The organism is Thalassospira australica (assembly GCF_044790785.1).
In the GTDB taxonomy this organism is placed as follows: Bacteria; Pseudomonadota; Alphaproteobacteria; order Rhodospirillales; family Thalassospiraceae; genus Thalassospira; species Thalassospira australica_A.
Map to the genome: position 1 here is coordinate 3,437,172 of NZ_CP085258.1, position 24,318 is coordinate 3,461,489.

Consider the following 24,318-nt stretch of genomic DNA (forward strand, 5'->3'; position numbering starts at 1 on the left):
GCAATGGGCAGGGAATAGGGATCAATCCCGCCCGCGCAGGTCTTTCATGCCATAGGACGCCACGCAGGATCGAAGGTTCGCGATCCTTGCGGTCTTTTTTTGTCTTTCCCTCTGAAACGGCCCTGCTACTCCACAGCAGGGCCGTTTCTTTTTCCAGGCAGCGTCAGGCGTGCCATAAATCCGTCCATCATGCGATGTCGTGGCGAGATAAGCTCCAATTGCCCACCAGCCTGTCCAATGATCGCCGAAACAATTGACAAGCCCAGCCCCGAACTTTCGGGATGTTTGCCATGACGTTCAAACCGGTGGGTCAGGCGAACCAGAATATTGTCGGGTACAGTCGGCCCGGCATTCTCCACAATCAATGTATCCGGACCTTCGACGCGCAGAGAGACTGCCTGATCGGCATCACCATGCATCAATGCATTTTCAAGAAGATTGCCAACACAGATACCAAAGGCATCCGGATCAATTGCCGCCCAAAGCGCAACCCCGTTACGCATCACATCGATACGATCCCCGAACCGGTTGCTGCGCCGGATATCTTCAACCACCATATCCACAATCGCATCAAGATTATGGTATTGGTCACTTTTGCCAATACCGGCCTCGGCGCGCGACCATTGCAGCAGTTTTTCCGATAAACGCCGCAGCCGACCAAGCGATTGTTCGACCCTTTGTGCCCGCGCACGGTGAATGTTGTCCGGTGCCATTTCCGAAAGCAATTGCTGTGTTTGTGCCAACGCACTTGCAATCGGGGTCCGCAATTCATGCGCGCTGTTGGATGCAAAGGAACGTTCCGCGTTCAACGCCGCTCTCAAGCGCACCAAAAGCGTATTGACCGCGCGTCCCATCCGGGCAAGTTCAACCGGAATATGTTCAATCGCTATTGGATCAAGATTGCCACTGCCGCGCAGATCGATTTCATTATGAAGGCGGGCAACCGGCTTCAGACCTGCGCGGACGCTCAGCCAAATCGCCACAATGATTGCCGGCACCAGGACAATTACCGGCAACAGAACCGCAACTGCACTTTCAAAGGTTGCCTCCCGCCGATGTGCCAATGGCTCTGCAACCTGCAAGAACAACGTGCTGCTGATCGCCGTCTCGGTATAGTAGCGAAACATATTATCCTGCCAGAACCCTGCTTCAAGCGGGGCGGGAAAGGCAACCTGCCCCGCGTCATGGGTCTGCAACAGCACCTCGCCCTGCGCGTTTCGCATCTGATAGAGAAGATATTCCCCGCTATCACCGGGTCCATTATCTTCCCCGTCGTGACGATCATGATCAAGCAACGCGGGCAATTCCGTCATCCCGCTGCCATTCGGTCTGTTCATGATGAATTCGACTGCAAGCGGAAGATTACGTCGCGCCGTTTCCTGCAAGCCACTATCGAAGGCTTCGCCAAGTTCCTCGTCAATGACTATCGCTGCTAATCCCGCTGCGACCAACCATAGCGTCACGACACAAAGTGTTACCCGCCCGACAATCCGCGCAGTCAGGCTGCTGCTGAAAAAACCTGCCATCCCTACCCCTCAAGCCGATAACCGACGCCGCGCAAAGTCCTGATCAGGGTTCCACCGATCTTTTTGCGCAGCCTGCTGACATATACTTCAACCGTGTTGCTTTCAATTTCAGCACCAAATTCATAAAGCGCGTCTTCAAGCTGGCGTTTGGACAGGGTTGCACCGGGACGGCGGACAAACTGATCAAGCAGTGCCCATTCCCGCGCTGTCAAATCAACGGTCTGTCCCGCCCGGAAAACGCTTCTTGCTGCCAGATCAATTTCGACTTCGCCAATCTGGATCAGTGGATTGGGATTACCCGAATAACGCCGGGCAACCGCCGCCAGTCTTGCTGTCATTTCGTCAAGGTCAAAAGGCTTTACCAGATAGTCATCCGCCCCGGTATTAAGCCCGGCAATCCTATCGGTAATCTGATCCTGAGCCGTCAGAATGATACAAGGCGTCGCATCACCCCGCCTGCGTAATGATCGCAACATGTCGATGCCATGCCCATCAGGCAAATTGAGATCAAGCAGTAAAATATCGTACGGCGTACCGATTATTGCGGTGGATGCATCGCCAACGGTTTGCACCCAGTCAATCGCATGCCCGGCTGCAATCAAGTGGTCGCGAAGTGCTGCGCCCAGTGCTTCTTCATCTTCAATCAGCAAAAGCCTCATGCACTTCTCCATCGCGAAATCCAATGGGTACACAATCCCATAGGTCAGATTGACGCAGTTTCCTGACAACAGCCTGAAGGCATTTTTCCGGCGTGTTCAGCTAGCTGTCAGGTTGGCCCTTCAGATTGCATGCCGACGAGTTTTCCACATCCCGCCCGGAGACACACGATGAAAAACGCAACCACGCTGGTGACCGCCTTTGCAACTCTTCTGGTCGCATCAACCATGGCTGCATCCGCGAACGAGGAACGCTGCAAGGCTCCGATGGAGCAATGGCAGCCACGTGAAACCCTTCAGCAGAAGCTCGAAGCCGAAGGCTGGAAAATCAAGAACATCAAAACCGAAGACAATTGTTATGAGGTTTACGCCATTACACAGGATGGCAAGCGCGTTGAAATCTATTTTGATCCTCAAACCCTTGATCAGATTAAACCACGGAAGGACTGATCATGGTTGCTACCGTAAAAGTCTGGGACCCACTGGTCCGAGTATTTCACTGGGGGCTTGTGGCATGCTTTGTCGTGGCGTGGATTACGGCCGACACATGGGACGACATGCACGAGGTCAGTGGTTATATCGCCGCTGCCCTGATCGCATTTCGTCTTTTGTGGGGGCTTATCGGTCCCCGCCACGCCCGTTTCACGCAGTTTCTGCGCCGTCCAACAGAAGTTGTCGCTTATCTGTCCGATATCCTGAAGGGTCGGGAAAGACGCTATATCGGGCACAACCCGGCCGGGGCTGCAATGATCCTTGTGCTTTTGCTGTTCATGACGGGTACGGCTCTGACCGGCTGGCTTTATACCACCAGTATGTTCTGGGGCTCGGACTGGGTCGAGGAAATGCACGAATTTCTTGCCAATAGTCTGCTTGTGCTAGTTGGCCTGCACGTTGCCGGGGTTGTCCTGGCCAGTATCCGTCATCAGGAAAGTCTGGTGCGTGCAATGGTGTCGGGTCGCAAACGCCGCCCTGCCGGTAATGACGTCAACTGATCAAAATCACCTCCCAATACCCTTGACTGCGAAGATTTTTTTGCCGGATCAGCCAACCATCTGATCCGGCCAGCTTCTTCATCTTTCCGGAAATCCGTTTCGCCTTTCTCTCTTGTTCAGGGCCGTTAACCAATGCATTTTCCAATTTTCCGACGCCTGCCAAATTTGCAGCATATTGACTACCGCGCCGTACTTTTCGCGTTGGCCCTATATTTTTGTGTTGCCTTTAACTGGACTGTATTGGGTGATTTTTACAGCATCCTTGGTGCACTTGATGATTATGATTCGGTTTTTGCTGCAACAGCCCCTTTGGTTATTTTCCTTGGTTTGTTGCTCGTTTTCATCCCGTTCTCGTTCAAACCGGTTCTTAAACCTTTTTTTGCGGTTCTGATTCTGACATCCGCCCCGGTTAGTTATGGCATGGTTCGATACGGCATCGTGTTTGATCGTGACATGATCCGGAATTTTGCCGAAACCAATGCTGCCGAGGCCTTTTCCTATCTGACACCAATGGCTGTGTTCTGGTTTGTCATGACCGGCTTGTTGCCTGCGATCCTGCTGGTATTGACGCCGGTTCGCTATGCAACGTCTTTCTATCGCGGGATCGGACAGCGGATCGTGATGACCGCAATTATCATCCTGTGTATCGGCACAATAGCAGCCGGATATTTCAAGGATTACGCATCCGTCGGACGTAATAACAAAATCCTTGGTAAGGAAATCGTCCCGATAAGCTACATCACCGGAACAATTCGCTATGTCAAAGGCATATATCGCGACCGGTCTATTCCGTTTCGCACAATTGGCAATGACGCCCGCCTTGTCCGGAAGGCGGATAAGCCGACCCTGATGTTTCTGGTCATCGGTGAAACCGGGCGGGCGGCAAGTCTGGCTGCAAACGGCTATGACCGCCCCACGACGCCCTTCACCGAAAAACTTGGCACTGTCATCGCGTTTCAAAATGTCCGATCCTGTGGCACTGCAACTGCAATTTCCGTACCTTGCATGTTCTCGCAAATGTCGCGTTCCAATTATGATGAAAGTGTCGCGCGCAATAGTGAAAACCTGCTGGATGTCGTTGCCAAGGCCGGGGTTTCGGTCCTATGGAAGGAAAACGACGGCGGTTGCAAGGGCGTTTGCGACCGCGTTCCCACCGTCAAGATATCAACAGATGACTTTCCCGACCTTTGTCACAATGGCACATGCCATGATGAAGCTTTTCTTGAAAACATTGATCAAGAAATCTTGGATATGGGTAAAGGCGACAAGCTGATTGTCATGCATCTGATCGGCAGTCACGGGCCAACCTATTTTGAACGTTACCCTGAAAACTTTCGCCAGTTCACCCCGGATTGCCCCCGCAAGGACATTGAAAACTGTACGCAGCAGGAACTGGTCAACACTTATGACAATACCATCCGCTATACCGACTTCGTGATAACACAGATGATTGAAAAACTGACGGAATACGACGACGCATACAATCCGGCGTTGCTGTATCTTTCCGACCACGGAGAGTCTCTCGGAGAAAGCGGATTATACCTGCATGGTGCGCCTTATATCTTTGCCCCCGAAGAGCAAACCCATATTCCGATGATGGCGTGGATGTCCGCTGCCTTTGCCAGCACCCGGCATATTGACCGTGACTGTATCAATACGATTTCCAAGGAAAACAGCTATTCCCAGGATAATCTGTTTTCAACGGTGCTTGGACTGATGCAAGTTGAAACAAGCATTTACGATCACAAGTCCGATATTTTTGCCTCCTGCGAAAACGGCAAGGATCTTGTAAATGCGGATCGGTAACTCGGACGAAGTTGCAAACATCTCGGCATATTCGTCAGTCGAATCAAACATTACCATCCCCAGTATCACAGTAATCTTTAATCCCTGTGCCGGGAGAGAAAATCGCAAATATCTGTTAGAGATATTTAGCAGACTCCCCGGCAATATCACGCTGGTTGAAACGCGCCATCCCGGCCACGCCCGCGAAATCGCGTTCCGGATACCTTCAACAACCCGACTGTTTGTGGCAGGTGGTGACGGTACGATCAACGAAGTGCTAAACGGTTTGGTCGATGCCCGCATAATCGGGCGGAACATTCCGCCGCTTGGTATTATTCCGATGGGAACTGCCAATGTGCTTGCCATCGAAATCGGAATGGATTTTCGCACCGAGGCTATTGCAGACTACATGCAAAACGGTGTTGAAGCAGATATATTTCCGGGTATGGCAAACGATCGGGCATTCATGCTGATGGCCGGTGTGGGGGCAGATGCCCAAACAGTCGCAGACATATCGCCTCGTCTCAAACGATGGATCGGAAAGAGTGCCTATGTCTGGCAAGGATTGATCACGACATTGCGTGGAAACCAACCGGTTTTTACTATCACTGCCAACGGCCAGACAACTCGTGCCACCGGCGTTATTGCAACACATGCAGCCCATTACGCAGGAAAGTATATCCTAGCCCCCGATGCAAGTCTGCGACACCATAACCTTGATATCGTTATCCTTTCCGCAACCGGACGCATCGCCAAATTGCGCTATGCGTTGGCTCTGCTTTACAGTCGTTTATCCCAAAGCAAAGACGTAAGGATCATCAAAACAAAAGAAATTACGATCAATTCTTCTATCCCTGATGCCTCTTTGCAAATCGATGGCGAAGCATGGGGAAAACTTCCGTGCCATATCTGTCTGTCAGACCAAGCGATCAGGCTGATCATGCCCATTTCATAAACGGCCCCGGCAAGGTCGCCTTTCAAATCACAGATTTCTTTTTGACCCTGCGGCAAAAGCCGCGCCATAGTATCGCCCGACGTTGATTTTCGGGGATACATCCATGACAAAAACCGTTCTGATCACCGGCGGATCACGCGGCATCGGTCGCGCCACTGCCATTCTGTGCGCACAAAACGACTGGAACGTCACCATCAGCTATGTCGGCAACAAGGAAAGTGCCGATGAAACCTGTGCGTTGTGTGAACGGGCGGGACGGACCGGCAATGTCTTTGCCCAGAAATGCGATGTGAAATACGAAGAAGATGTCGTTGCCCTGTTTCAGGCAACGCTTGACCGGTTCGGCACAATTGATGCGGTTGTCAATAATGCCGGGATCGTTGCCCCCAAAAGCGATCTGGCGGATATGAGCATCGAACGGATGAAATCGGTGTTTGATACCAATGTTCTGGGGGCCTATATCGTTGCCCGCGAGGCCGCACGCGCCCTGTCAAATACCGGTGGTTCAATCGTCAATGTATCGTCGATGGCCTCCAAACTCGGATCACCCGGTGAATATGTCGATTATGCCGGGTCCAAGGGCGCGATTGATACCCTGACCATTGGTCTTTCGAAGGAACTCGGCCCCAGGGGCATTCGGGTCAATGCCGTGCGACCGGGCATTATTGACACCGATATTCATGGCAGTGTCGGCCGACCGGAACGGGTTACCGAACTTGGTCCCAACTGCCCGCTTGGGCGGGCGGGCAAGGCAAACGAGGTCGCCAATCTGATTTATTGGCTGCTGTCAGATGATGCGTCCTATGTTACCGGCGCACTGATTGATATTTCAGGCGGGCGTTAAGCCAGGTCGCAAACAGCCCTATCACCCCGACAATCACAAAAATGTCCTGCGGCATTTATGCATGACGGACATTCCAGCAGCCGCACATTTGCCGATATCAAAAACGCGGCCTGTCGATACAATTCCGGCGTTGTGTTCTTGTTGGAGCAACGCACATAAATGGACGACTTTTTCTGGTGGATCGTTCTGATCGGCTTTGCCGCACAGCTTGTTGATGGTGCGCTGGGCATGGCCTATGGCCTGACATCGACCTCGCTTCTGATCAGCATCGGCCTTCCCCCGGCGCAAGCCAGTGCCACAGTGCACGCCGCCGAGGTTTTCACCACCGCCGTTTCCGGCACATCGCATCATTTCGCGCGCAATGTTGACTGGAAAATGGTCAGGACACTGGCGATTGCCGGTTCCATCGGCGGGGCCGCCGGGGCCGCGTTGCTGTCATCCGGGATCGGCGAATATCTTGCGCCGTTTGTCGCCCTCTATCTAAGCGCGCTGGGCGTTCTGGTCATTGCCAAGGCGGTGCGCAAGGTACAACCGCCTGCGGCCATGCGCGGACTTGCCCCGCTTGGTCTGGTTGGCGGGTTCCTTGACGCGGTTGGCGGCGGCGGATGGGGACCGATCGTATCAAGTACGCTGGTTTATCGCGGCCATGCCGAACCGCACCGGATGCTGGGTACCTCGGCAGCATCGGAATTTTTCGTCACGGTGATGATCACCGTGACCTTTGCCGGGCATTTCGGACTGGAAAGTTTCGGGATGGCGGCACTAGCACTGGTGATTGGCGGCGTGCCCGCCGCACCGCTTGCCGCCGTGCTTGTCCGCATCATTCCGCGCAAACCTTTGATGATCGCGGTCGGATTGCTGATCGTGATCCTTGGCGGGTTCGGGATTTACCGGTTTGTCAGTGCGTTGCTGGTGGCCTAGCCAACCACCAGCGTCGTCCATTCCTCGACCGGGAAACGCTTGACCAGTGACAGGCGAACATCGCGATAGGCCGACAGGACAAACTGTTCCTGATGGGACAGAAGCCCTGACAGAACCACATACCCACCATCGGCCAGCGTCCCACGCAGGTCGCGCGCCATATGGCGCAAGGGACGGGCAAGGATATTGGCGCAGACAATGTCATAATAACCGGCATTGCGAATGCGCACGTCGCTAAAGCCGTTGGAATGGATCGCGGTGACCAGATCGGTGATCTTGTTGATCCGGGCATTTTCACGGGCAACGCGCACCGATGCGGCATCAATATCGGCCATCATTACCGGGCAGCGCCATGTTTTGGCACATGCCATGCCCAGAATGCCGGACCCGCAGCCCATATCAAGCGCGTTGTAACGGTACGAATGTTTGGCGATCCAGTCGATTGCCGCAAGGCAACCCTTGGTCGTCTGATGTTCGCCCGACCCGAATGCCAGACCGGCATCAACCTGCAGACCGGTTTTGGCCACCGGTACGCCGTCTTCCCAATGCGAGCCATGGACATAGAACCGACCGACTGAAATCGGTTTGAAGCTTCGCAGATTGTCGCTGACCCAGTCTTTGGGTTCGTAGGTGCCAAATTCGACGACCGGCACGTCAACACCAACGGCCGAGGCCATCAATGATACGGCGGTTTCAACCGCGGTCTTGTCAAGGTGATCGCCCGAAAAGCCTTCGACCTTCCAGGGGGCCGTCGGATCGCCCTGCCGTTCGAAATGCGACAGGGCATCGCAATGCTCATACAACGCCTCGGCAAAGGCCGGAGCATATTTGCCATCGACCTCGAAGGTGAAATTATAGCAACGAACGGTTTCGGTCATATCGCTTCTCGCAAGATTGCGGCGGCCATTTGACCGCACCAGAAATAATCTCCCGGCGGCTTAACCCGGCAGGATGAAACTGTCGACCACTTTCTTTGTGCCGACACCTTCGAAATGGATTTCAAGTTTGTTGCCATCGACCGCCTTGACGGTGCCCGGGCCGAATTTGCGATGGCGTACCGCATCGCCGACCTTGTATTTCGATGATTTCGAATTGGTCGTGTAGCTGGTTTCACCATCCGGCTTTACATCAATCACGTTTTTGCGCACCCGGTCCTGCCATCCCGCGCTGGCAAACCGGCGCTCGCCGGTCCCGCCATAGGGGTTATAGCTTTCCACCGGTTTGTTATCCGCCCAGCTTGGCATTTTCATCCAGTCATCGGCACCCCATGCACCGGGCGATACATTGCCACGATGATTGCCAAGGCCGGTGTCGCTGATGCGTTCAACATGCTCGTCGGGCAGTTCATCAACAAAGCGCGACGGCAGGGCCGATTGCCACTGGTTATAAATCCGCCGGTTCGCGGCATAGGAAACGGTGGCGCGTTTGCGCGCGCGTGTGATGCCGACATAGGCCAGACGACGTTCTTCCTCCAGGCCCTTGACACCACTGTCATCCATGGCGCGCTGATGGGGGAAAACGCCCTCTTCCCAGCCGGGCAGGAAGACATAGTCAAATTCAAGCCCCTTGGCCGCATGCAGGGTCATGATGGTGACTTTTTCCTGATCAGCGTTCTGTTCGTTTTCCATCACCAGCGACACATGCTCAAGGAAGCTGGTCAGGTTTTCAAACTCGCCAATCGCGGACACCAGTTCCTTGAGGTTTTCCAGACGGCCGGGCGCATCAATTTCCTTGGATGTCCGCCACATATCGGTATAGCCACTTTCATCAAGCACCGTTTCAAGCACCGCCACATGCGACGTGGTTTCAAGCATCTCGCGCCAGCGTTTGAAATCGCCCAGCAACCCGCCAATCGCCTGACGCATTTTGGGTTTGAGTTTCTCGGTCCCGATCAGATCAAGGGCAGCCGCCGGAAGCGAAACCGCCTGATCACGCGAATATTGATGCAGGGTTTGCAGCGTTGCCTTCCCCACCCCGCGCTTAGGCACATTGACGATGCGTTCAAACGCAAGGCTGTCATCAGGTTGGGCGACCATGCGGATATAAGCCAGCGCATCGCGGATTTCCTGACGTTCATAAAAACGCGGACCACCCACAACCCGGTACGGAATACCCAGCGTAATCAGCCGTTCCTCGAACTCGCGGGTCTGGAAACCGGCACGGACCAGGATCGCCATCCGGGATGCACCAATACCCTTGCTTTGCAGGGCTTCGATATCCTCGCCAACAAGTCGCGCCTCGGCCTCGCCATCCCAGACACCTTTGACGAAGACCTTCTCGCCGGTATCAAGTTCGGTCCAAAGCTCCTTACCCAGACGACCATCGTTAAAGGTGATCAGCTTGGACGCAGCGGCCAGAATATGCGGGGTGGAACGATAATTCTGTTCCAGCCGGACGACCTTGGCACCGGGGAAATCGGACTCGAAGCGCAGGATGTTGCCGACCTCGGCCCCGCGCCAGCTATAAATCGCCTGATCGTCATCACCGACACAGCAAATATTGCGATGAACCATCGCCAATGCGCGCAGCCAAAGATACTGCGCAACGTTGGTATCCTGATATTCATCGACCAGAACATAGCGGAAGGTTTCCTGATAACGGCGCAGGATTTCCGGGTGTTTCTGGAACAGGGTCAGGCAATGCAGCAAAAGATCGCCGAAATCGGCCGCATTCAGAACCGCCAAACGTTCCTGATAGATTTTATACAGGTACTTGGCCCCGCCATTGGCGAACTCGACACTTTCATTGACCCGCTCGGGTGAAAGCCCCTTGTCCTTCCAACGCTGGATGATCCCCATCAGCTGCTTGGCGGGCCATTTTTTCTGATCGATCTGTTCGGCATCCATGATCTGCTTAAGCAGGCGGACCTGATCGTCGCTATCAAGGATCGTGAAGTTTGATTGCAGGCCGACCAGTTCGGCATGGCGGCGCAGCAGGCGGGCAGCAAGCGAGTGGAAAGTCCCCAGCCACCATCCTTCAACCGGACGGCCCAGCGCATGGGCGACACGTTCCTGCATCTCCTTGGCCGCGCGATTGGTAAAGGTCACGGCAAGGATTTGCTGCGGATGAAGGTGCTCCGTCTGTCCCTTGGTTTCCAGCAAGTGAGCCAGTCGCGTCGTCAAAACGCGCGTTTTACCGGTTCCTGCACCAGCCAGCACCAGCAACGGGCCATCAAGCGTTTCGACCGCTTCGCGTTGCTCGGCATTCAGATTGGCAAGGTAATCCGGTGCGGGTGCGTCCTGAAGGCGCATTTCCGGGCTTGCGGCGAATTCATCGATTTCAAAGGGATCATCCATCATGTCGGGATATATAACATGCTCTGCAAACGGGGCCAGTATTGGCATTCAATCAAGTGGCGATATCGGGTTGCTTATTGTGCAACAAATCAGGAACGTCGACCAATTTTTTCCCTGAAAATATTTTTTCCGCCTGCTTTTGGGCGCCAGTTTTTCCTGCGCCTCGCGTGAACAGTCATAACGACAATCACCACGCAAGGAGCCCCTGATGAGCGGCATCAACAGTCTCAGTGCCAGTCTTGCGCAAATATTTGGCCAGTCACAATCATCGTCCAGCAGCCAGTCTACCGAAAGCAGCAGCGGCATAGAAGGCATTGGTGCCTTTGCGCTCGCCAGTGCGCAAAGCACGGCCTCGACCCAGGCCGTCGACGCGGTTTCGGAAATTGCCACCAACGGACAGGGCAACGTGGATCAGCTTTCCGATCAGATCAAAGCCATGTTGCTGGAAATGCAGGAAAGCACCGATACATCGACCACCGATGGCGATTTTGACGCGCAGCAACTGTTTGATGACCTTGATACCGATGATGACGGCACTCTGACCAAGGATGAATTCCTGGCAGGCAACCCCGACGATGTCAGCGATGAAATGGCCGAAAACCTGTGGTCAATGATGGCAGGTAGCGAAGCCGAAAGCATTTCCGAAGACGATTACCTGACAAGCATGGCACCCCCACCCGGTTCCACAACGGCCACGGCAACTGCGGACGAGAGCACGGGCAGTTCATCGGACGGTGGCAGTGCCGCAACATCCGATACCGAAAGTTACGACCCGCTTGATACCAACGAAGACGGAATTGTCAGCCTTGCCGAACTGATGGCTGCCGCCCCGGCGGACGAAACCCCGTCTGCCAGCAGCACAAGCGACGACGCAGCCACCACTACCGGCAATGGCGCAACACCGTTCGACAACCGCCTGATGGCGCAATTGATGGCGTAATACCGTTCACTTCCGACGAAGCGATAGCACCAACTTGCTGCCGGCACCCCCGAAATCAAACCGGCAGCATTTTTTTGCTATCAAATTCAAAGAAAACCTTAGAAAAGCTTTGGCGGCGCATCGCCGCGTTCTTCGCTTTGCAGTTCCAGAAGCGCGTTGTTATAGGCCATCATCGCGTCCTTTTCGTGGACGAAACCGACCATAAGACGTTCTTCGTCATTATTGATCACCGGCAGGTGTTCCTCGCCAGTTTGTTCCATCAAACGCACGGCCTTTTCGATACTGTCGGTCCTAAGCAGGACCGGCGGTTTGGATCGGGCAACCTGGCCTGCGGTAACTTCTTCGCCCATCGTCGGGTCAAATGCGGCATGGCGCAAATCGGCCAGTGTGATCGTGCCGTGCAACCGGCCATCATCATCAATCACGAACAGTTCGGAATAAGGCGCATTGATCAGCTTTTCGCGAATGGACGGCATCCCGTCGCCAAGCGGCACGGTTTGATATTCCGCCTTCATGATGTCGGCGACCTTCATCATGCGCAGCAAATTCATTTCCCGGCCCCAGCGGGTCGAAAGCCCTCGGCATTTAAGCTGCCAGGCAAAGAACGATCCGCCCTGGAACTGGTCCATCACAATCGATGCAATCACCGATGCCACCATCACCGCAATCGTCAGGGCATAGTCGCCTGTCAGCTCAAACATCATCAGGGTGGTTGAAATCGGAGCGCCGAGCATGGCTGCAGCGACCGCCCCCATCCCGATCAGCGTATAGGCCCCATAGCCCGATGAAAGGTCCGGGAAAATTGCCGTTGCCGTCACCCCGAATGCCCCGCCCAGCATCGCGCCCAGAAAAAGGGCGGGACTGAAAATGCCGCCCGCAAACCCCATACCGATGCAGATCGCGACCATCGCGGCTTTTATAAACAAAAGCTGCATCAGGAGTGACCAGCCATACGCCCCGTAAAGCGCATCATTCATCGCGCTGTATCCAACCCCGACAATCTGGGGAAACTGGATCGCAACGATACCAATCACAAGCCCCGCCACCGCAGGACGCAACCAAAGCGGAATTTTGGATGCCTTGGCTAGCTTTTGCACCACCGGGATGGCACGCGTCACGCAAATCGCCGTGATCCCCGCCGCAATGCCCAAAAGCGCAAAGGCCGGAAATTCCAGAAACGACTGGATTTCATTGGCGGGCAACAGAAAGGCAACATCGGCGCCGAAATAAAGCCGGGTGATGATCGTACCGGTCACGGATGCCAGAACAATCGGCGCAAACGCGGTCAGGGCATAATGACCAAGAGCAACCTCGTGGGCAAACAGCGCACCAGCCAGCGGCGCATTGAAAGACGCAGCGACCGCGGACGCCACACCGCATCCAAGCAGGGTGCGCGCCGTGCTGCGCCGCAGATGAAGAATACGCGCCAGCCACGCCCCGAACGACGCCCCCATATGAACAACCGGCCCCTCGCGGCCAAGCGACGACCCCGTGCCCAGCGATACCGCACTGATAAACACCGATTTGATGCCGCAACGTGACGACATGCGCGCATCGTGAAACAGGGCCGCATCAACCACATCGGCCACCCCGTGGGCACGCCGTTCCGGCAAAAACCGGTAAATGAAAATCCCGACAAACAATCCGCCCAGTGTCGGCACCATGATCAAATGCCACGCCGGAAGGTGCGCAAGATAGTCATGGACCGCTTCCTCGCCCGAGCCAAAGCTCAGCAACTGCACAAACAGGATGCCTTCACGAAATAGAATTGTCCCGCTCCCGGCCATCGCGCCGACCACAAGCGCCAGGATCGACAGCACAAGCTGCTCACTTTTGACGACGCGTCGCAAGCGCCCAAGCAACTGATTGGATTTGAAAAGCTTTTCGGCCATATCGTGTTACCGGCGGGAACGGGTGAAACGGGAAGCTGTCATATGATCACAAGCTGTTGCGAATAAAAGGTAAAGGTTGGCAAATCCAGTGATATTTGCCAATAGCAGCCCCTTGCCGGATGTAGATGCTGACCGCAGGTTACCTGAAAAGCGTTTCCCAAGCCGGTCAAGTTCGGGCCAAGTCGATGACGAGACAATGCTTTTTTCAGAAAACCATCATTGATCTTCGAACGGGAAATAACGCATGCTTGATGCCATACAGGTTTCCGAAGCCTGCGGGACTTTCCCCGAATAACAATAAATTCCTTTTTCAGGACTTCCGATAAATGACTGAAAGTCAAAAATCGGGCGCCACCATCGCCCGTCCGCTTCCGGGTTTTGTCGAATTCGTTGTGTTAATGGCAATCACGATTGGTCTGGTTGCGCTTTCGATCGACAATCTTTTACCCGCATTTGGTCCGATCGCCCTGGATTACGGCATCGAAGACGGCAACCGCATGCAGTTGCTGATCTATGTTTTCATGATTGCCTTTGGCCTGATGCAGATTGTCTATGGGCCGCTGGCTGACAGTTTCGGCCGCAAACGCGTTTTGATGCTGGGTCTTTTCATTTATGCCATCGGGACCGTCATGGCGATTTTTGCCGACAGTTACGATCACCTTCTGGTCGCGCGTTTCGTTCAGGGGCTTGGTGCGGCGGCTCCGCGCGTCCTGACGATTGCGATCACACGTGACTGTTTCGAAGGCCGCGAAATGGCCCGCGTCATGTCGTTCGTGATGATGATCTTCATCATCGTGCCGGTCTTTGCCCCGGCATCGGGCAGCCTGATCCTTGCACTTGCCAACTGGCATATGATTTTTGTCAGCACCCTTGTGCTGGCGATCATTATTGCCGTTTGGTACAGTCTGCGGATGCCCGAAACGCTGCATCCGGAATACCGGCATAAACTGTCACTCAGCCGGATTGCGCGCGATATCAAGACCACCATCACCACCCGCCAGACACTGGGTTATGCCACGGCGATGGGGCTTATGTTTGCCTGTCTGATGGCCTATATCGGGTCGGCCCAGCAGATTTTCGAAACCGAGGTTTACGGGCTTGGCGTCTGGTTCCCGCTGGTGTTCGGGATGATTGCCGCCTGCATGAGCGTTTCGTCCTTCGTCAATGCCCGCCTTGTTCGCAAGATCGGCATGCATAAACTATCGCAGGGCGGGCTTCTTGTGATGGCGATCAGCAGCCTGATTAATCTGGGCATCGCCTTTGCCTTTGACGGTGTCCCGCCGCTTCCGGTATTTGGCGTTGGTCTTACGGTCACACTGTTCTGCTTTTCCATGACCATGCCGAATTTCAATTCGCTGGCGATGGAACCGGTTGGCCGGATTGCAGGCACCGCATCCTCGATGATCGGAGTTTACAGCACCCTGATCGGTGTTGTTGCTGGCGGGATCATCGGACAGCAGTTCAATGGTACGGTTATTCCGCTGGTGGGGGGGTATCTGGTTCTTGCACTGCTTGCCATTGTGATCGTCGGCATTACCGAACGCGGCAAGTTTTTCCACGCGGTGCATTAACATTGCGATCCGGTCCTGCCCAAATCCAGAAACCATGACGGTTCCGCCTTAAATCGGGCAGGAACCGTCATGTGGTCGTCATGTTTGGCAAATAGGTTCGAAACAATATCGCTTCGCAACATCAGATTACCAACATCCTTCATGGCCTCACAAAGAATAGACTCTCTGACCGGCTTGCGCGGAATTGCGGCTCTAATTGTCGTTATTTATCATTATACTGGCGGTTTTCTTCCCAACCTTGATTTGACCGAATACACCCTTTTTGTCCGCAAGGGTTATCTTTGGGTTGACCTGTTTTTCCTGCTTAGTGGCTTTGTCATCGCCCATGTTTACGGGCCAACATTCAGTCGCCAAGTCACATGGCGGACAACCGGCCATTTCATAGTATCCCGTCTGGCGCGACTTTATCCGCTTCATATTACGATTCTGGCCGGTTTCATTATTCTCGAATTGACCAGACTGTGGCTCGAAACAAAAGGATTTGCCGAATTCAGACAGTCTCCTTTCGACGAGGGACGCACAATCGAGGCGCTCTTGGCAAATGTTCTGATGCTTCACAGTATCGGGCTTCAATCCACCCTTACATGGAACGGGCCGGCCTGGTCGATCGGGGCGGAATGGTTTGCCTATCTGGCATTTCCGTTCGTTGCCATACTTCTCTGCCAAGGGCACAAACGGACGAAACTTGCATTTCTGGCACTCTCGATCGGCAGCCTTGCCGCAATCAGCAAGGGCGGGCGGGATCTTGATGTCACTTACGACTTCGGATTATGGAGATGCTTGGCTGAATTTCTTCTGGGGCTGCTGATTTATCGATTGTATTGGCGCTATCATCAAACTCGTCATACCGGGCATGATATGGTGCTTTTGCTGCTTTTCGCGGTTACAGGATGGGCGATGCATGTCGGCTGGCGCGATATTTTGATTATCCCGCTGTTCACCGTTTTGATCATCGGTCTGGCACACAACAAGGGGCGTATCGCCCGGGTCTTCTCGTATCGTCCAATGTATGGATTGGGTGCGATTTCCTATTCTGTTTACATGTCGCATATGCTGCTTCTTGAAATCGCGAACACCATAAGCCGGGTTCTCTCAGATCGTTCATTTGGCAGCCATTTTGATCAAAACCAGTCTATTGGCATTCTGTTTTTGATGACCTTTCTGGTTCTTGCTGTTTCCGGCCTTTTATATTGCGGCATTGAAAAACCCGCACGCCGGGCCATCCGCAAAAGCGCACTGGTTCGCAAACTGTCCCGCGAAACCGTTCAATCGCCATTGCACAACTCGCGAACCGGCTAGATGTTCAGTCCCGGCATCTGATGGATTGGACTAGCTTTGACGCGGATCATAATTCAGGTTCGGTGCCAGCCAGCGTTCGGCTTCGGCCAAAGTCATGCCCTTGCGTTTGGCATAGCTTTCGACCTGATCGCGTTCGATTTTGCCAAGGCCGAAATATTTGGCTTCGGGATGGGCGAAATAGAACCCGCTGACCGAAGATGCCGGGGTCATGGCACAGCTTTCGGTCAGTTTGACACCGACATTCTTTTCTGCATCCAGCAACTGCCACAGCGTGCGTTTTTCCGTATGTTCCGGGCAGGCCGGATATCCCGGTGCCGGACGAATACCGCGATAGTTTTCGGCAATCAGTTCGGCATTCGGCAGGTTTTCATCGGCGGCATAGCCCCAAAGCTCCTTGCGGACCTTTTCATGCATGCGTTCGGCAAAGGCCTCGGCAAAGCGGTCACCCAGTGCCTTGACCAGAATGGCGTTGTAATCGTCATGCTCGGCTTCAAGCTTTTTGGCGATTTCTTCGACTTCCGGCCCGGCGGTGACGACAAAGCCACCGATATAGTCGGTTTTACCGGATTCCTTTGGCGCGATGTAATCGGCAAGGGCCCGGTTCGGGCGTGAATTGTTTTCACGGAACATCTGCTGGCGCAGGGTGCGCAGCATTACCGGTTCATTCTGATCGGGTGCCGGGGTAACTTCGATATCATCACCAACCGAATTGGCCGGCCAGATACCGACAACCGCACGGGGTTTGAACCATTTTTCATCGACAATGCGTTTGAGCATCGCCTTGGCGTCTTCATATAGACCACGCGCGGTTTCGCCGACTTTCTCGTCCTGTAAAATATCGGGGAAACGTCCATGCAGTTCCCAGGTTTCAAAGAACGGCTTCCAGTCGAACCGTTCAACCAGTTCGGCCAGATCAAAGGTTTCAAACCGGGTAATACCTGGTTTGACCGGTGCGGGAACGTCATAGGCATCCCAGTCGAGCTGCACCTTGTTGGCGCGCGCATCTGCAATCGCGAAACGTTTTTTCTGCAATTGCTGGGCAGCGTGTTTTTCCGCCATCGCAATATATTCCGCACGGATTTCAGCCGCAAACCGTTCCCGGTGGGTTTCAGACACAAGCTGGCTTGCAACCCCCACCGCACGCGATGCGTCAATCACGTAAACCACCGACTTGTTGTAGTTCGGGGCAATCTTGACCGCGGTATGGACCTTGGATGTGGTTGCGCCACCGATCAGAAGCGGGATATTCAAACCTTCGCGTTCCATTTCGGCCGCGACATAGGTCATTTCTTCAAGCGACGGCGTGATCAGGCCAGAGAGTCCGATCATGTCGACCTTTTCGGCCTTGGCGGTTTCGATGATTTTCTGGGTCGGCACCATCACGCCAAGATCAAGGACCTCGAAATTGTTACATTGCAGAACGACACCCACGATGTTCTTGCCGATATCATGGACATCGCCCTTTACCGTCGCCAGCAGGATTTTGCCGTTGGTTTCGCGAACCCCATCCTTTTCCGCCTCGATGAACGGGATCAGGTAAGCCACGGCCTTTTTCATCACGCGCGCGGATTTGACCACCTGCGGCAGGAACATCTTGCCCGCGCCAAACAGGTCACCGACCACATTCATGCCGTCCATCAACGGCCCTTCGATAACGTGAAGGGGTTTGTCGGCCTGCTGGCGGGCTTCTTCGGTGTCTTCTTCGACGAACTCGGCAATACCGTTGACCAGCGCATGAGCCAGTCGCTCATTGACCGGCTTTTTGCGCCATTCCAGATCAGCCTTTTTCTCCGGCCCGCCAGTGCCCTTGTATTTTTCGGCAACTTCAAGCAAACGGTCGGTCGCATCCGGGCGACGGTTCAGGATGACGTCCTCGACCCGTTCACGCAGTTCAAGCGGGATTTCCTCATAGACCACAAGCTGACCGGCATTGACGATGCCCATATCCATGCCGGCCTGCGTTGCATAATACAGGAACACGGAATGCATTGCCTCACGGACCGGGTTGTTACCCCTAAACGAGAAGGAAACGTTGGAAACACCGCCGGAAATCTTGGCGTATGGCAGTTTGGCCTTGATCAGTTTGCAGGCTTCGATGAAGTCGACCGCGTAATTGTCGTGTTCCTCGATCCCGGTGGCGACGGCAAAGATGTTCGGATCGAAAATGATGTCTTCGGGCGGGAAGCCGACCTTGTCGACCAGCACGCGATAGCTGCGTTCGCAAATCTCAATCTTGCGAGTAACCGTATCGGCCTGCCCTTTTTCATCAAACGCCATCACGACGACGGCAGCACCATAACGGCGCAGAAGGCGTGCCTGCTTGATGAAGGGTTCTTCGCCTTCTTTCAGGCTGATGGAGTTGACGATCCCCTTGCCCTGAAGACATTTCAGACCGGCTTCGATCACGTTCCATTTGGAACTGTCGATCATGATCGGCACACGGGCAATATCGGGTTCGGCCGCCAGAAGATTGACGAATTTGACCATCGCCGTTTCGGCATCCAGCATCGCATCATCCATATTGATGTCGATGATCTGCGCGCCGTTTTCGACCTGCTGACGGGCAACCTCAAGGGCCGCGTCGTAATTTTCCTCGACGATCAGGTTTTTGAACTTGATCGATCCTGCGACGTTCGTGCGCTCGCCGATATTGATGAATCTTGAAATGTCACTCATGGGTCTGTTCGATCTCTTTTTTCAGCTTACCGGCATCAGGCGGCGTTGAATGGCTCAAGGCCCGAAAGGCGCATTTTCGGTTCGATCTTGGGCAATTTGCGCGGATTGGCATTTGCCACCGCATCGGCAATCGCCTTGATATGGGGCGGCGTCGTGCCACAGCACCCGCCCAGCAGATTGACCATACCGGTATCGGCCCATTCCTTGACCAAGGCGGCCATTTCGGCATCCGACTGGTCATATTCGCCAAATTCGTTGGGCAGGCCCGCATTGGGATAAACCGAAACCCGGCATTCGGCAATGCGTGACAGTTCCTGAACATAGGGGCGCAACTGTGCCGCCCCCAATGCGCAGTTAAGCCCGATCGAGAACGGCTTGGCATGACGGACCGAATTGTAAAATGCCTCGGTCGTCTGTCCCGAAAGGGTCCGGCCGGACGCATCGGTGATGGTGCCCGAAATCAGAACCGGCACATCTTCACCACGTTCTTCAAGCACCTCATCGATGGCAAACAGAGCCGCCTTGGCATTGAGCGTATCGAAAATGGTTTCCACCAGAAGCGTATCCGCCCCGCCATCCAGAAGGCCGTTGACGGCTTCTTTGTATGCTTCACGCAATTGGTCAAAGCTGACCGCGCGGAAACCCGGATTATTCACATCGGGCGAAATCGATGCGGTGCGGTTGGTCGGGCCGATGGCACCATTGACAAAGCGCACATCGCCGGGATGGGCGGCTTCCCATTCATCACAGGCCGCGCGCGCGATTTTCGCACTTTCGTAATTGATCTCGTAGGCAAGGCTTTCCATGCCGTAATCGGCCTGCGCAATTGTCGTCGCACTAAAGGTATTGGTCCCCTGAAGGTCCGCACCCGCGGCAATATATTGCAGATGGATATCCTTGATGATGTCAGGCCGGGTCAATGACAGCAGGTCGTTATTGCCCTTCACATCCTGTTTCCAGTCGGCAAAGCGTTCGCCGCGATAATCTTCCTCGGTCAGCTTGTGCTTCTGGATCATGGTGCCCATCGCACCATCAAGGATCAGGATTTTGTTTTCGGCCCGTTTGCGCAGCAGGGCAATGCGTTCCTTACGGTCATTCATCATCGTCATCCAGTCGTTTTGATCATACAGGCTGTTTGGGCGGGTCGGTTCAGGCAGCGGCCTGTGCAACACCGCGAATCCCCAGCGCATGACAGATGGCATATGTCAGTTCGGCACGGTTTAGCGTGTAGAAGTGGAAATCGGTAACACCTTCGGCCATCAGGCCTTCGACCTGCGAAATGGCTTCGTGGAAAGCGACCATGCGACGCGTGTCGGGATCTTCGTCAAGGTCTTCAAACCGCCAATGCAGGCGCTTGGGCACCGATGCGCCGCACATGTCGGCAAATTTCAAAAGCGACCCGAAATTGGTCACCGGCAGAATGCCCGGCACAATCGGTGCGGTGATCCCGGCGGCAACGCATTTGTCGCGGAACCGAAGAAAAACCTCGTTATCAAAGAAGAACTGCGTGATCGCGCGGTTTGCACCGGCATCGATCTTGTGCTTCAGATAATCGATTTCGAAATCGGCATTCGGCGCATCCGGATGGGTTTCCGGATAGGCCGATACCGAAATATCAAAATCCGCAATCCGTTTAAGTCCTTCGACCAGATCAACCGCGTAAGGGTAGCCGCCCGGCGTCGGCACATATTTATCGCCCGCATCGGGCAGGTCACCGCGAAGGGCAACAATCGACCGGATGCCTTCATTCCAGTAATTGCGCGCGATACCTTCAATTTCTTCCTTGGTGTGACCAACGCAGGTCAGGTGGGCGGCGGCCGGAATGCCGGTTTCGCCCTGAATGCGGGTGACACTGCTGTGCGTGCGGTCGCGGGTTGATCCGCCTGCCCCGTAGGTTACCGAAACAAAAGACGGGTTCAACGGGGCCAGACGGTGGATCGAACGCCACATGGTTTCTTCCATCTTTTCCGTTTTCGGCGGAAAGAATTCGAACGAAACCCGCAAATCGCTGCGCGAGATGCCCTGTGAAGTGATGTCGTTTTGAACCGTCATTCTTTTTGATCCTGTCTTGTCGTTCCTGCAGAACGGGTCGTTATGCGTCATTCTTGAAATCGTATCTTCTGCCGGATTGTTATTCGGCAGCCTCGCTATTCTTGCTTGCCGTTGCCGGTTGTTGCCCCTCTGCCGATGCATGTGCGGACCAGATTCGTACGGTCAGGGGTTTACCCGGCAGGCTTATGACATCGCCGGGCGAAAGTTCACATGCGCGAAACCACGTATGGATCGACCCGTCTTCAAAACCAAGGCGACGATGTGCATGCTCCTCGCGCAATTCTTCGCGATCATGAGTTGCAAAATCTACAACCACCAGCCGGCCGCCCGGTGCCAGAACACGGGCAGCTTCGGCAATCGCCGCCTCAGGCCGTTCGGCGTAATGCAGCACCTGGTGCAGGGTCACAACGTCAAACATCCCGGCCGGATAAGGCAGTTGATACATATCGGCCTGCCGTACCAGACAGTTTGACAGATCGGCTCGCTGCAACCGGGCCCGCGCCACTGACAGCATTTCGCGCGACATATCGACGCCAACACCTTCTTCGGCGGTTTTGCCCAGCAGTTCAAGGATACGGCCCGTGCCAGTCCCGATATCAAGGATACGACCGCCAGAAAGATCACCGATGACGTCAATCAGGGCCTGCTCGACAACCGCCTCGTCAATATGAAGCGAGCGGATGCGGTCCCAGTCAGCGGCATTGGCGCGGAAATATTCGGTAGCAATCTGTTCGCGTTGCGTCTTGACCTGCTCCAACCGGGCCCGGTCAAGTGCCAGCGTTTCATCATTTTCCGGCAAAAGGTCAAGGACCGGTTGAACCAGCTCTGCCCCCGGGCCACTATTGGGGGTGCGATAAAATACCCATGTGCCTTCACGGAATCGGACAAGCAACCCGGCTTCACACAGCAGTTTCAGATGGCGTGAAACGCGCGGCTGACTCTGTCCGATAATCTGGGTGATCTCGCTGACGGTCAGTTCGCATTCAGCACAGATCGCCAGCAGACGAAGGCGTGTCGCCTCTGCCGCCGCGCGCAATCTTGCAAGAACCTGTTCCATTTCACCGCCTCCACCAATTCATCAAAAGACATAAAGATATGTTTATATTTAATCAAGACCTAATTGCCTCCCTCAAAAGGGGTATTGCAAAAAGGCAACACACGAAATCTCATTGATCAGGCTCATAATTTTGTGTGCTGGCGTTTAAACTTTGCCTATGCTACCCACATGGATATCTGAGGCGTGTGCGATGCACGGTCCTGTTTTCTTTGCGGGCAGCAGGTCGGGTAGCGTTTTTGGGATCTTGGTTCCAAAGATGTCTCGGGGTCGGGGAAAGTTTGTATCGAAAATCGTTTGGCATAAAATAATGAAGCTTCGAACTTTGCTTTCGCTGTGCGCTGGTGCATCTCTGTCCATGCTGACGGCATGCGCGTCCACCCAGCCGGCACAGGACATGAGTGACTATGACCCGATCGAACCGGTCAACCGGATCGTTCACGGTGTTAATGGTGCTGTCGACTTTATGGTCCTTTACCCGGCCGCCATGTGGTATCGCGACATCGCTCCCGAAGAAGTCAAAACCGCAGTTCGCAGTTTCGTGCGCAATATCGGGGAACCGGTCAATGCGCTGAACTCGCTGCTTCAGGGTGACCCTGATCAGGCTGCTGACTCCGTTCAGCGCTTCATCATGAATACCACAATCGGGTTCCTTGGTTTCAATGATGTGGCTGCCGATTTCGGCATTGATTATCATTCCGAGGATTTCGGCCAGACTCTTGGCCATTACGGCATCGGCGGCGGCCCTTACATCGTCCTGCCGCTGCTTGGTCCGTCAAACTTGCGTGATACGACCGGCATTGCCGTTGATTACGTGGCAAACCCGCTGACCTGGGGCAGCCGAAACAGCGATACCCTTGATAATCTCTATCTTGGTTCGCTGGCTTTGACCGCACTTGACGCACGCTATCGCACGCTCAACCAGCTCAACGAATTGCAACAGACGTCGATTGACTATTATGCTGCATTGCGTAGCCTCTACCGTCAGCAACGCAACGCCGCCATTCGGAACGGTGCAGATCCTTCGGCACCGAATTTCGAAGACGAAAGCGCTTCTGCCGATTTTGATGATGCGTTTGAAGCAGCGGCAAATTAATGGCTCGATCGAACATGAAAAGCAGATTTGCGATTCCCGCTTTGGCGGCAGCAATCGTCAGTGTGACCGGCCTCATGGCCGGTCCTGCATTTGCAGGTAATGTGACGACCACACCGTCCCCGACGGTCGAGGTTGCCGCGAACCGCAATGCAACTGACGTCATCAAAACCCTTGCGGACGAAGCAATTGCCGGCCTGACCGATCAATCGCTTAGCAACGACACCCGCCGACAGAACTTTGTCGCGCTAATGGATCGTTACTTTGCCATGGATGTGATTTCCCGGTTCGTGCTGGGACGTTACTGGCGCTCCATCTCCGAGGAAGAACTCAACGAATTCGCCGATCTTCTGCAGGATTATCTGGCGCTTAACTACGCCAGCCAGTTCAAGGGTTTCAATGGCGAGCAGTTCGTTGTCGGCGACGAAAAGCAGCAGAACAAGGATACCTTCGTCAATTCGCAATTCGTCCGACCGGATGGCCCGCCTGTTTCGATCATCTGGCGTCTGCGCGAATTTGGCGGTGAATACAAAATCATCGACGTCACCGTCGAAGGCTTGAGCATGGGCATCACCCAGCGCGACGAATTTACCGCCGTTATTCAGCAAAACGGTGGCGAGGTTTCCGCCCTGACCGAAAACCTGCGGGCGAAAGTCGGAAAATAATTCCGTCGCAACCGGAATAGAAGCCAAAAGCCACCGGCAGTGATTTGCCGGTGGCTTTTTTCATGCTTGCGGCCCGAATGCCAGCAAAGAAAAGGCCGCCC

At 54.4% G+C, this 24,318-nt stretch carries 20 protein-coding genes; 11 read left to right on the top strand and 9 right to left on the bottom strand.

The features are described 5' to 3' along the window. Positions 1-125 precede the first annotated feature (125 nt). Both LG297_RS16155 and LG297_RS16160 read right to left on the bottom strand, forming a co-directional pair. Positions 126-1,526, bottom strand: a complete 1,401-nt coding sequence (locus LG297_RS16155; protein ID WP_404422039.1) for a sensor histidine kinase — start codon at positions 1,524-1,526, stop codon at positions 126-128. Between the two features lie 2 nt (positions 1,527-1,528). Then, positions 1,529-2,185 carry a response regulator transcription factor gene (locus LG297_RS16160; protein ID WP_404422041.1) on the bottom strand — a complete coding sequence of 219 codons (657 nt, stop codon included), beginning with the start codon at positions 2,183-2,185 and terminating at the stop codon, positions 1,529-1,531. Positions 2,186-2,353: 168 nt separating this feature from the next. Here LG297_RS16160 and LG297_RS16165 point away from each other — a divergent pair, with 168 nt between their 5' ends. From LG297_RS16165 to LG297_RS16190, 6 genes are all read left to right on the top strand, one after another. After that, the gene (locus LG297_RS16165; protein ID WP_404422043.1) at positions 2,354-2,632 is read left to right on the top strand and encodes a PepSY domain-containing protein; all 279 of its coding nucleotides are present in this window, start codon (positions 2,354-2,356) and stop codon (positions 2,630-2,632) included. Between the two features lie 2 nt (positions 2,633-2,634). Beyond that, positions 2,635-3,174: a cytochrome b/b6 domain-containing protein gene (locus LG297_RS16170; RefSeq protein ID WP_404422045.1), complete on the top strand. Its 540-nt coding sequence runs from the start codon at positions 2,635-2,637 to the stop codon at positions 3,172-3,174. A 132-nt stretch (positions 3,175-3,306) separates the two neighbouring features. Beyond that, positions 3,307-4,980 (top strand): phosphoethanolamine transferase, encoded by a 1,674-nt coding sequence (locus tag LG297_RS16175; RefSeq protein WP_404422047.1) that lies wholly within the window; start codon positions 3,307-3,309, stop codon positions 4,978-4,980. Beyond that, complete coding sequence (locus LG297_RS16180) at positions 4,967-5,914, top strand: diacylglycerol/lipid kinase family protein (protein ID WP_404422049.1); 948 nt, start codon at positions 4,967-4,969, stop codon at positions 5,912-5,914. Before LG297_RS16175 ends, LG297_RS16180 begins: the two co-directional genes overlap by 14 nt. A 103-nt stretch (positions 5,915-6,017) precedes the next feature. Beyond that, positions 6,018-6,758, top strand: coding sequence for an SDR family oxidoreductase (locus tag LG297_RS16185; RefSeq protein ID WP_404422051.1), 741 nt, complete (start codon positions 6,018-6,020; stop codon positions 6,756-6,758). Between the two features lie 159 nt (positions 6,759-6,917). Further along, positions 6,918-7,679, top strand: coding sequence for a sulfite exporter TauE/SafE family protein (locus LG297_RS16190; protein WP_062947775.1), 762 nt, complete (start codon positions 6,918-6,920; stop codon positions 7,677-7,679). Here the strand turns inward: LG297_RS16190 and LG297_RS16195 are convergent. Together LG297_RS16195 and LG297_RS16200 are read right to left on the bottom strand one after the other, a co-directional pair. Then, positions 7,676-8,557 carry a 50S ribosomal protein L11 methyltransferase gene (locus LG297_RS16195; protein ID WP_404422053.1) on the bottom strand — a complete coding sequence of 294 codons (882 nt, stop codon included), beginning with the start codon at positions 8,555-8,557 and terminating at the stop codon, positions 7,676-7,678. The two genes, LG297_RS16190 and LG297_RS16195, sit on opposite strands and share 4 nt — an antisense overlap. A 60-nt stretch (positions 8,558-8,617) precedes the next feature. Continuing rightward, entirely contained in the window at positions 8,618-10,975 is a 2,358-nt protein-coding gene (locus LG297_RS16200; RefSeq protein ID WP_404426959.1) for an ATP-dependent helicase, read from the bottom strand. 208 nt (positions 10,976-11,183) lie between these two features. Between LG297_RS16200 and LG297_RS16205 the strand changes: the two genes are divergently transcribed. After that, entirely contained in the window at positions 11,184-11,915 is a 732-nt protein-coding gene (locus LG297_RS16205; protein ID WP_404422055.1) for a hypothetical protein, read from the top strand. Positions 11,916-12,013: 98 nt separating this feature from the next. Here LG297_RS16205 and LG297_RS16210 read toward each other — a convergent pair whose 3' ends face one another. Beyond that, on the bottom strand, positions 12,014-13,807 hold the full coding sequence (locus LG297_RS16210; protein ID WP_404422057.1) for a chloride channel protein: 1,794 nt from the start codon (positions 13,805-13,807) through the stop codon (positions 12,014-12,016). A 326-nt stretch (positions 13,808-14,133) separates the two neighbouring features. On the opposite strand from LG297_RS16210, the gene LG297_RS16215 reads away from it, so the two are divergent. After that, positions 14,134-15,378: a multidrug effflux MFS transporter gene (locus LG297_RS16215; RefSeq protein ID WP_404422059.1), complete on the top strand. Its 1,245-nt coding sequence runs from the start codon at positions 14,134-14,136 to the stop codon at positions 15,376-15,378. A gap of 141 nt (positions 15,379-15,519) precedes the next feature. Then, positions 15,520-16,677, top strand: a complete 1,158-nt coding sequence (locus LG297_RS16220; protein WP_404422061.1) for an acyltransferase family protein — start codon at positions 15,520-15,522, stop codon at positions 16,675-16,677. A gap of 30 nt (positions 16,678-16,707) precedes the next feature. On the opposite strand, the gene metH is transcribed toward LG297_RS16220, so the two are convergent. From metH to LG297_RS16240, 4 genes are all read right to left on the bottom strand, one after another. Then, positions 16,708-19,353, bottom strand: coding sequence for a methionine synthase (metH, locus tag LG297_RS16225; RefSeq protein WP_404422063.1), 2,646 nt, complete (start codon positions 19,351-19,353; stop codon positions 16,708-16,710). Between the two features lie 35 nt (positions 19,354-19,388). After that, on the bottom strand, positions 19,389-20,453 hold the full coding sequence (locus LG297_RS16230; protein WP_404422065.1) for a homocysteine S-methyltransferase family protein: 1,065 nt from the start codon (positions 20,451-20,453) through the stop codon (positions 19,389-19,391). Between the two features lie 49 nt (positions 20,454-20,502). After that, positions 20,503-21,405: a methylenetetrahydrofolate reductase gene (gene metF, locus LG297_RS16235; protein WP_404422067.1), complete on the bottom strand. Its 903-nt coding sequence runs from the start codon at positions 21,403-21,405 to the stop codon at positions 20,503-20,505. Positions 21,406-21,484: 79 nt separating this feature from the next. Then, on the bottom strand, positions 21,485-22,462 hold the full coding sequence (locus LG297_RS16240) for an ArsR/SmtB family transcription factor (protein WP_404422069.1): 978 nt from the start codon (positions 22,460-22,462) through the stop codon (positions 21,485-21,487). 307 nt (positions 22,463-22,769) lie between these two features. On the opposite strand from LG297_RS16240, the gene LG297_RS16245 reads away from it, so the two are divergent. Next, a complete protein-coding gene (locus LG297_RS16245; protein ID WP_404422071.1) occupies positions 22,770-23,555 on the top strand; it encodes a VacJ family lipoprotein in 786 nt (261 codons plus the stop codon). A 14-nt stretch (positions 23,556-23,569) separates the two neighbouring features. Beyond that, positions 23,570-24,217 (top strand): phospholipid-binding protein MlaC, encoded by a 648-nt coding sequence (locus LG297_RS16250; RefSeq protein WP_404422073.1) that lies wholly within the window; start codon positions 23,570-23,572, stop codon positions 24,215-24,217. Positions 24,218-24,318 lie beyond the last annotated feature (101 nt).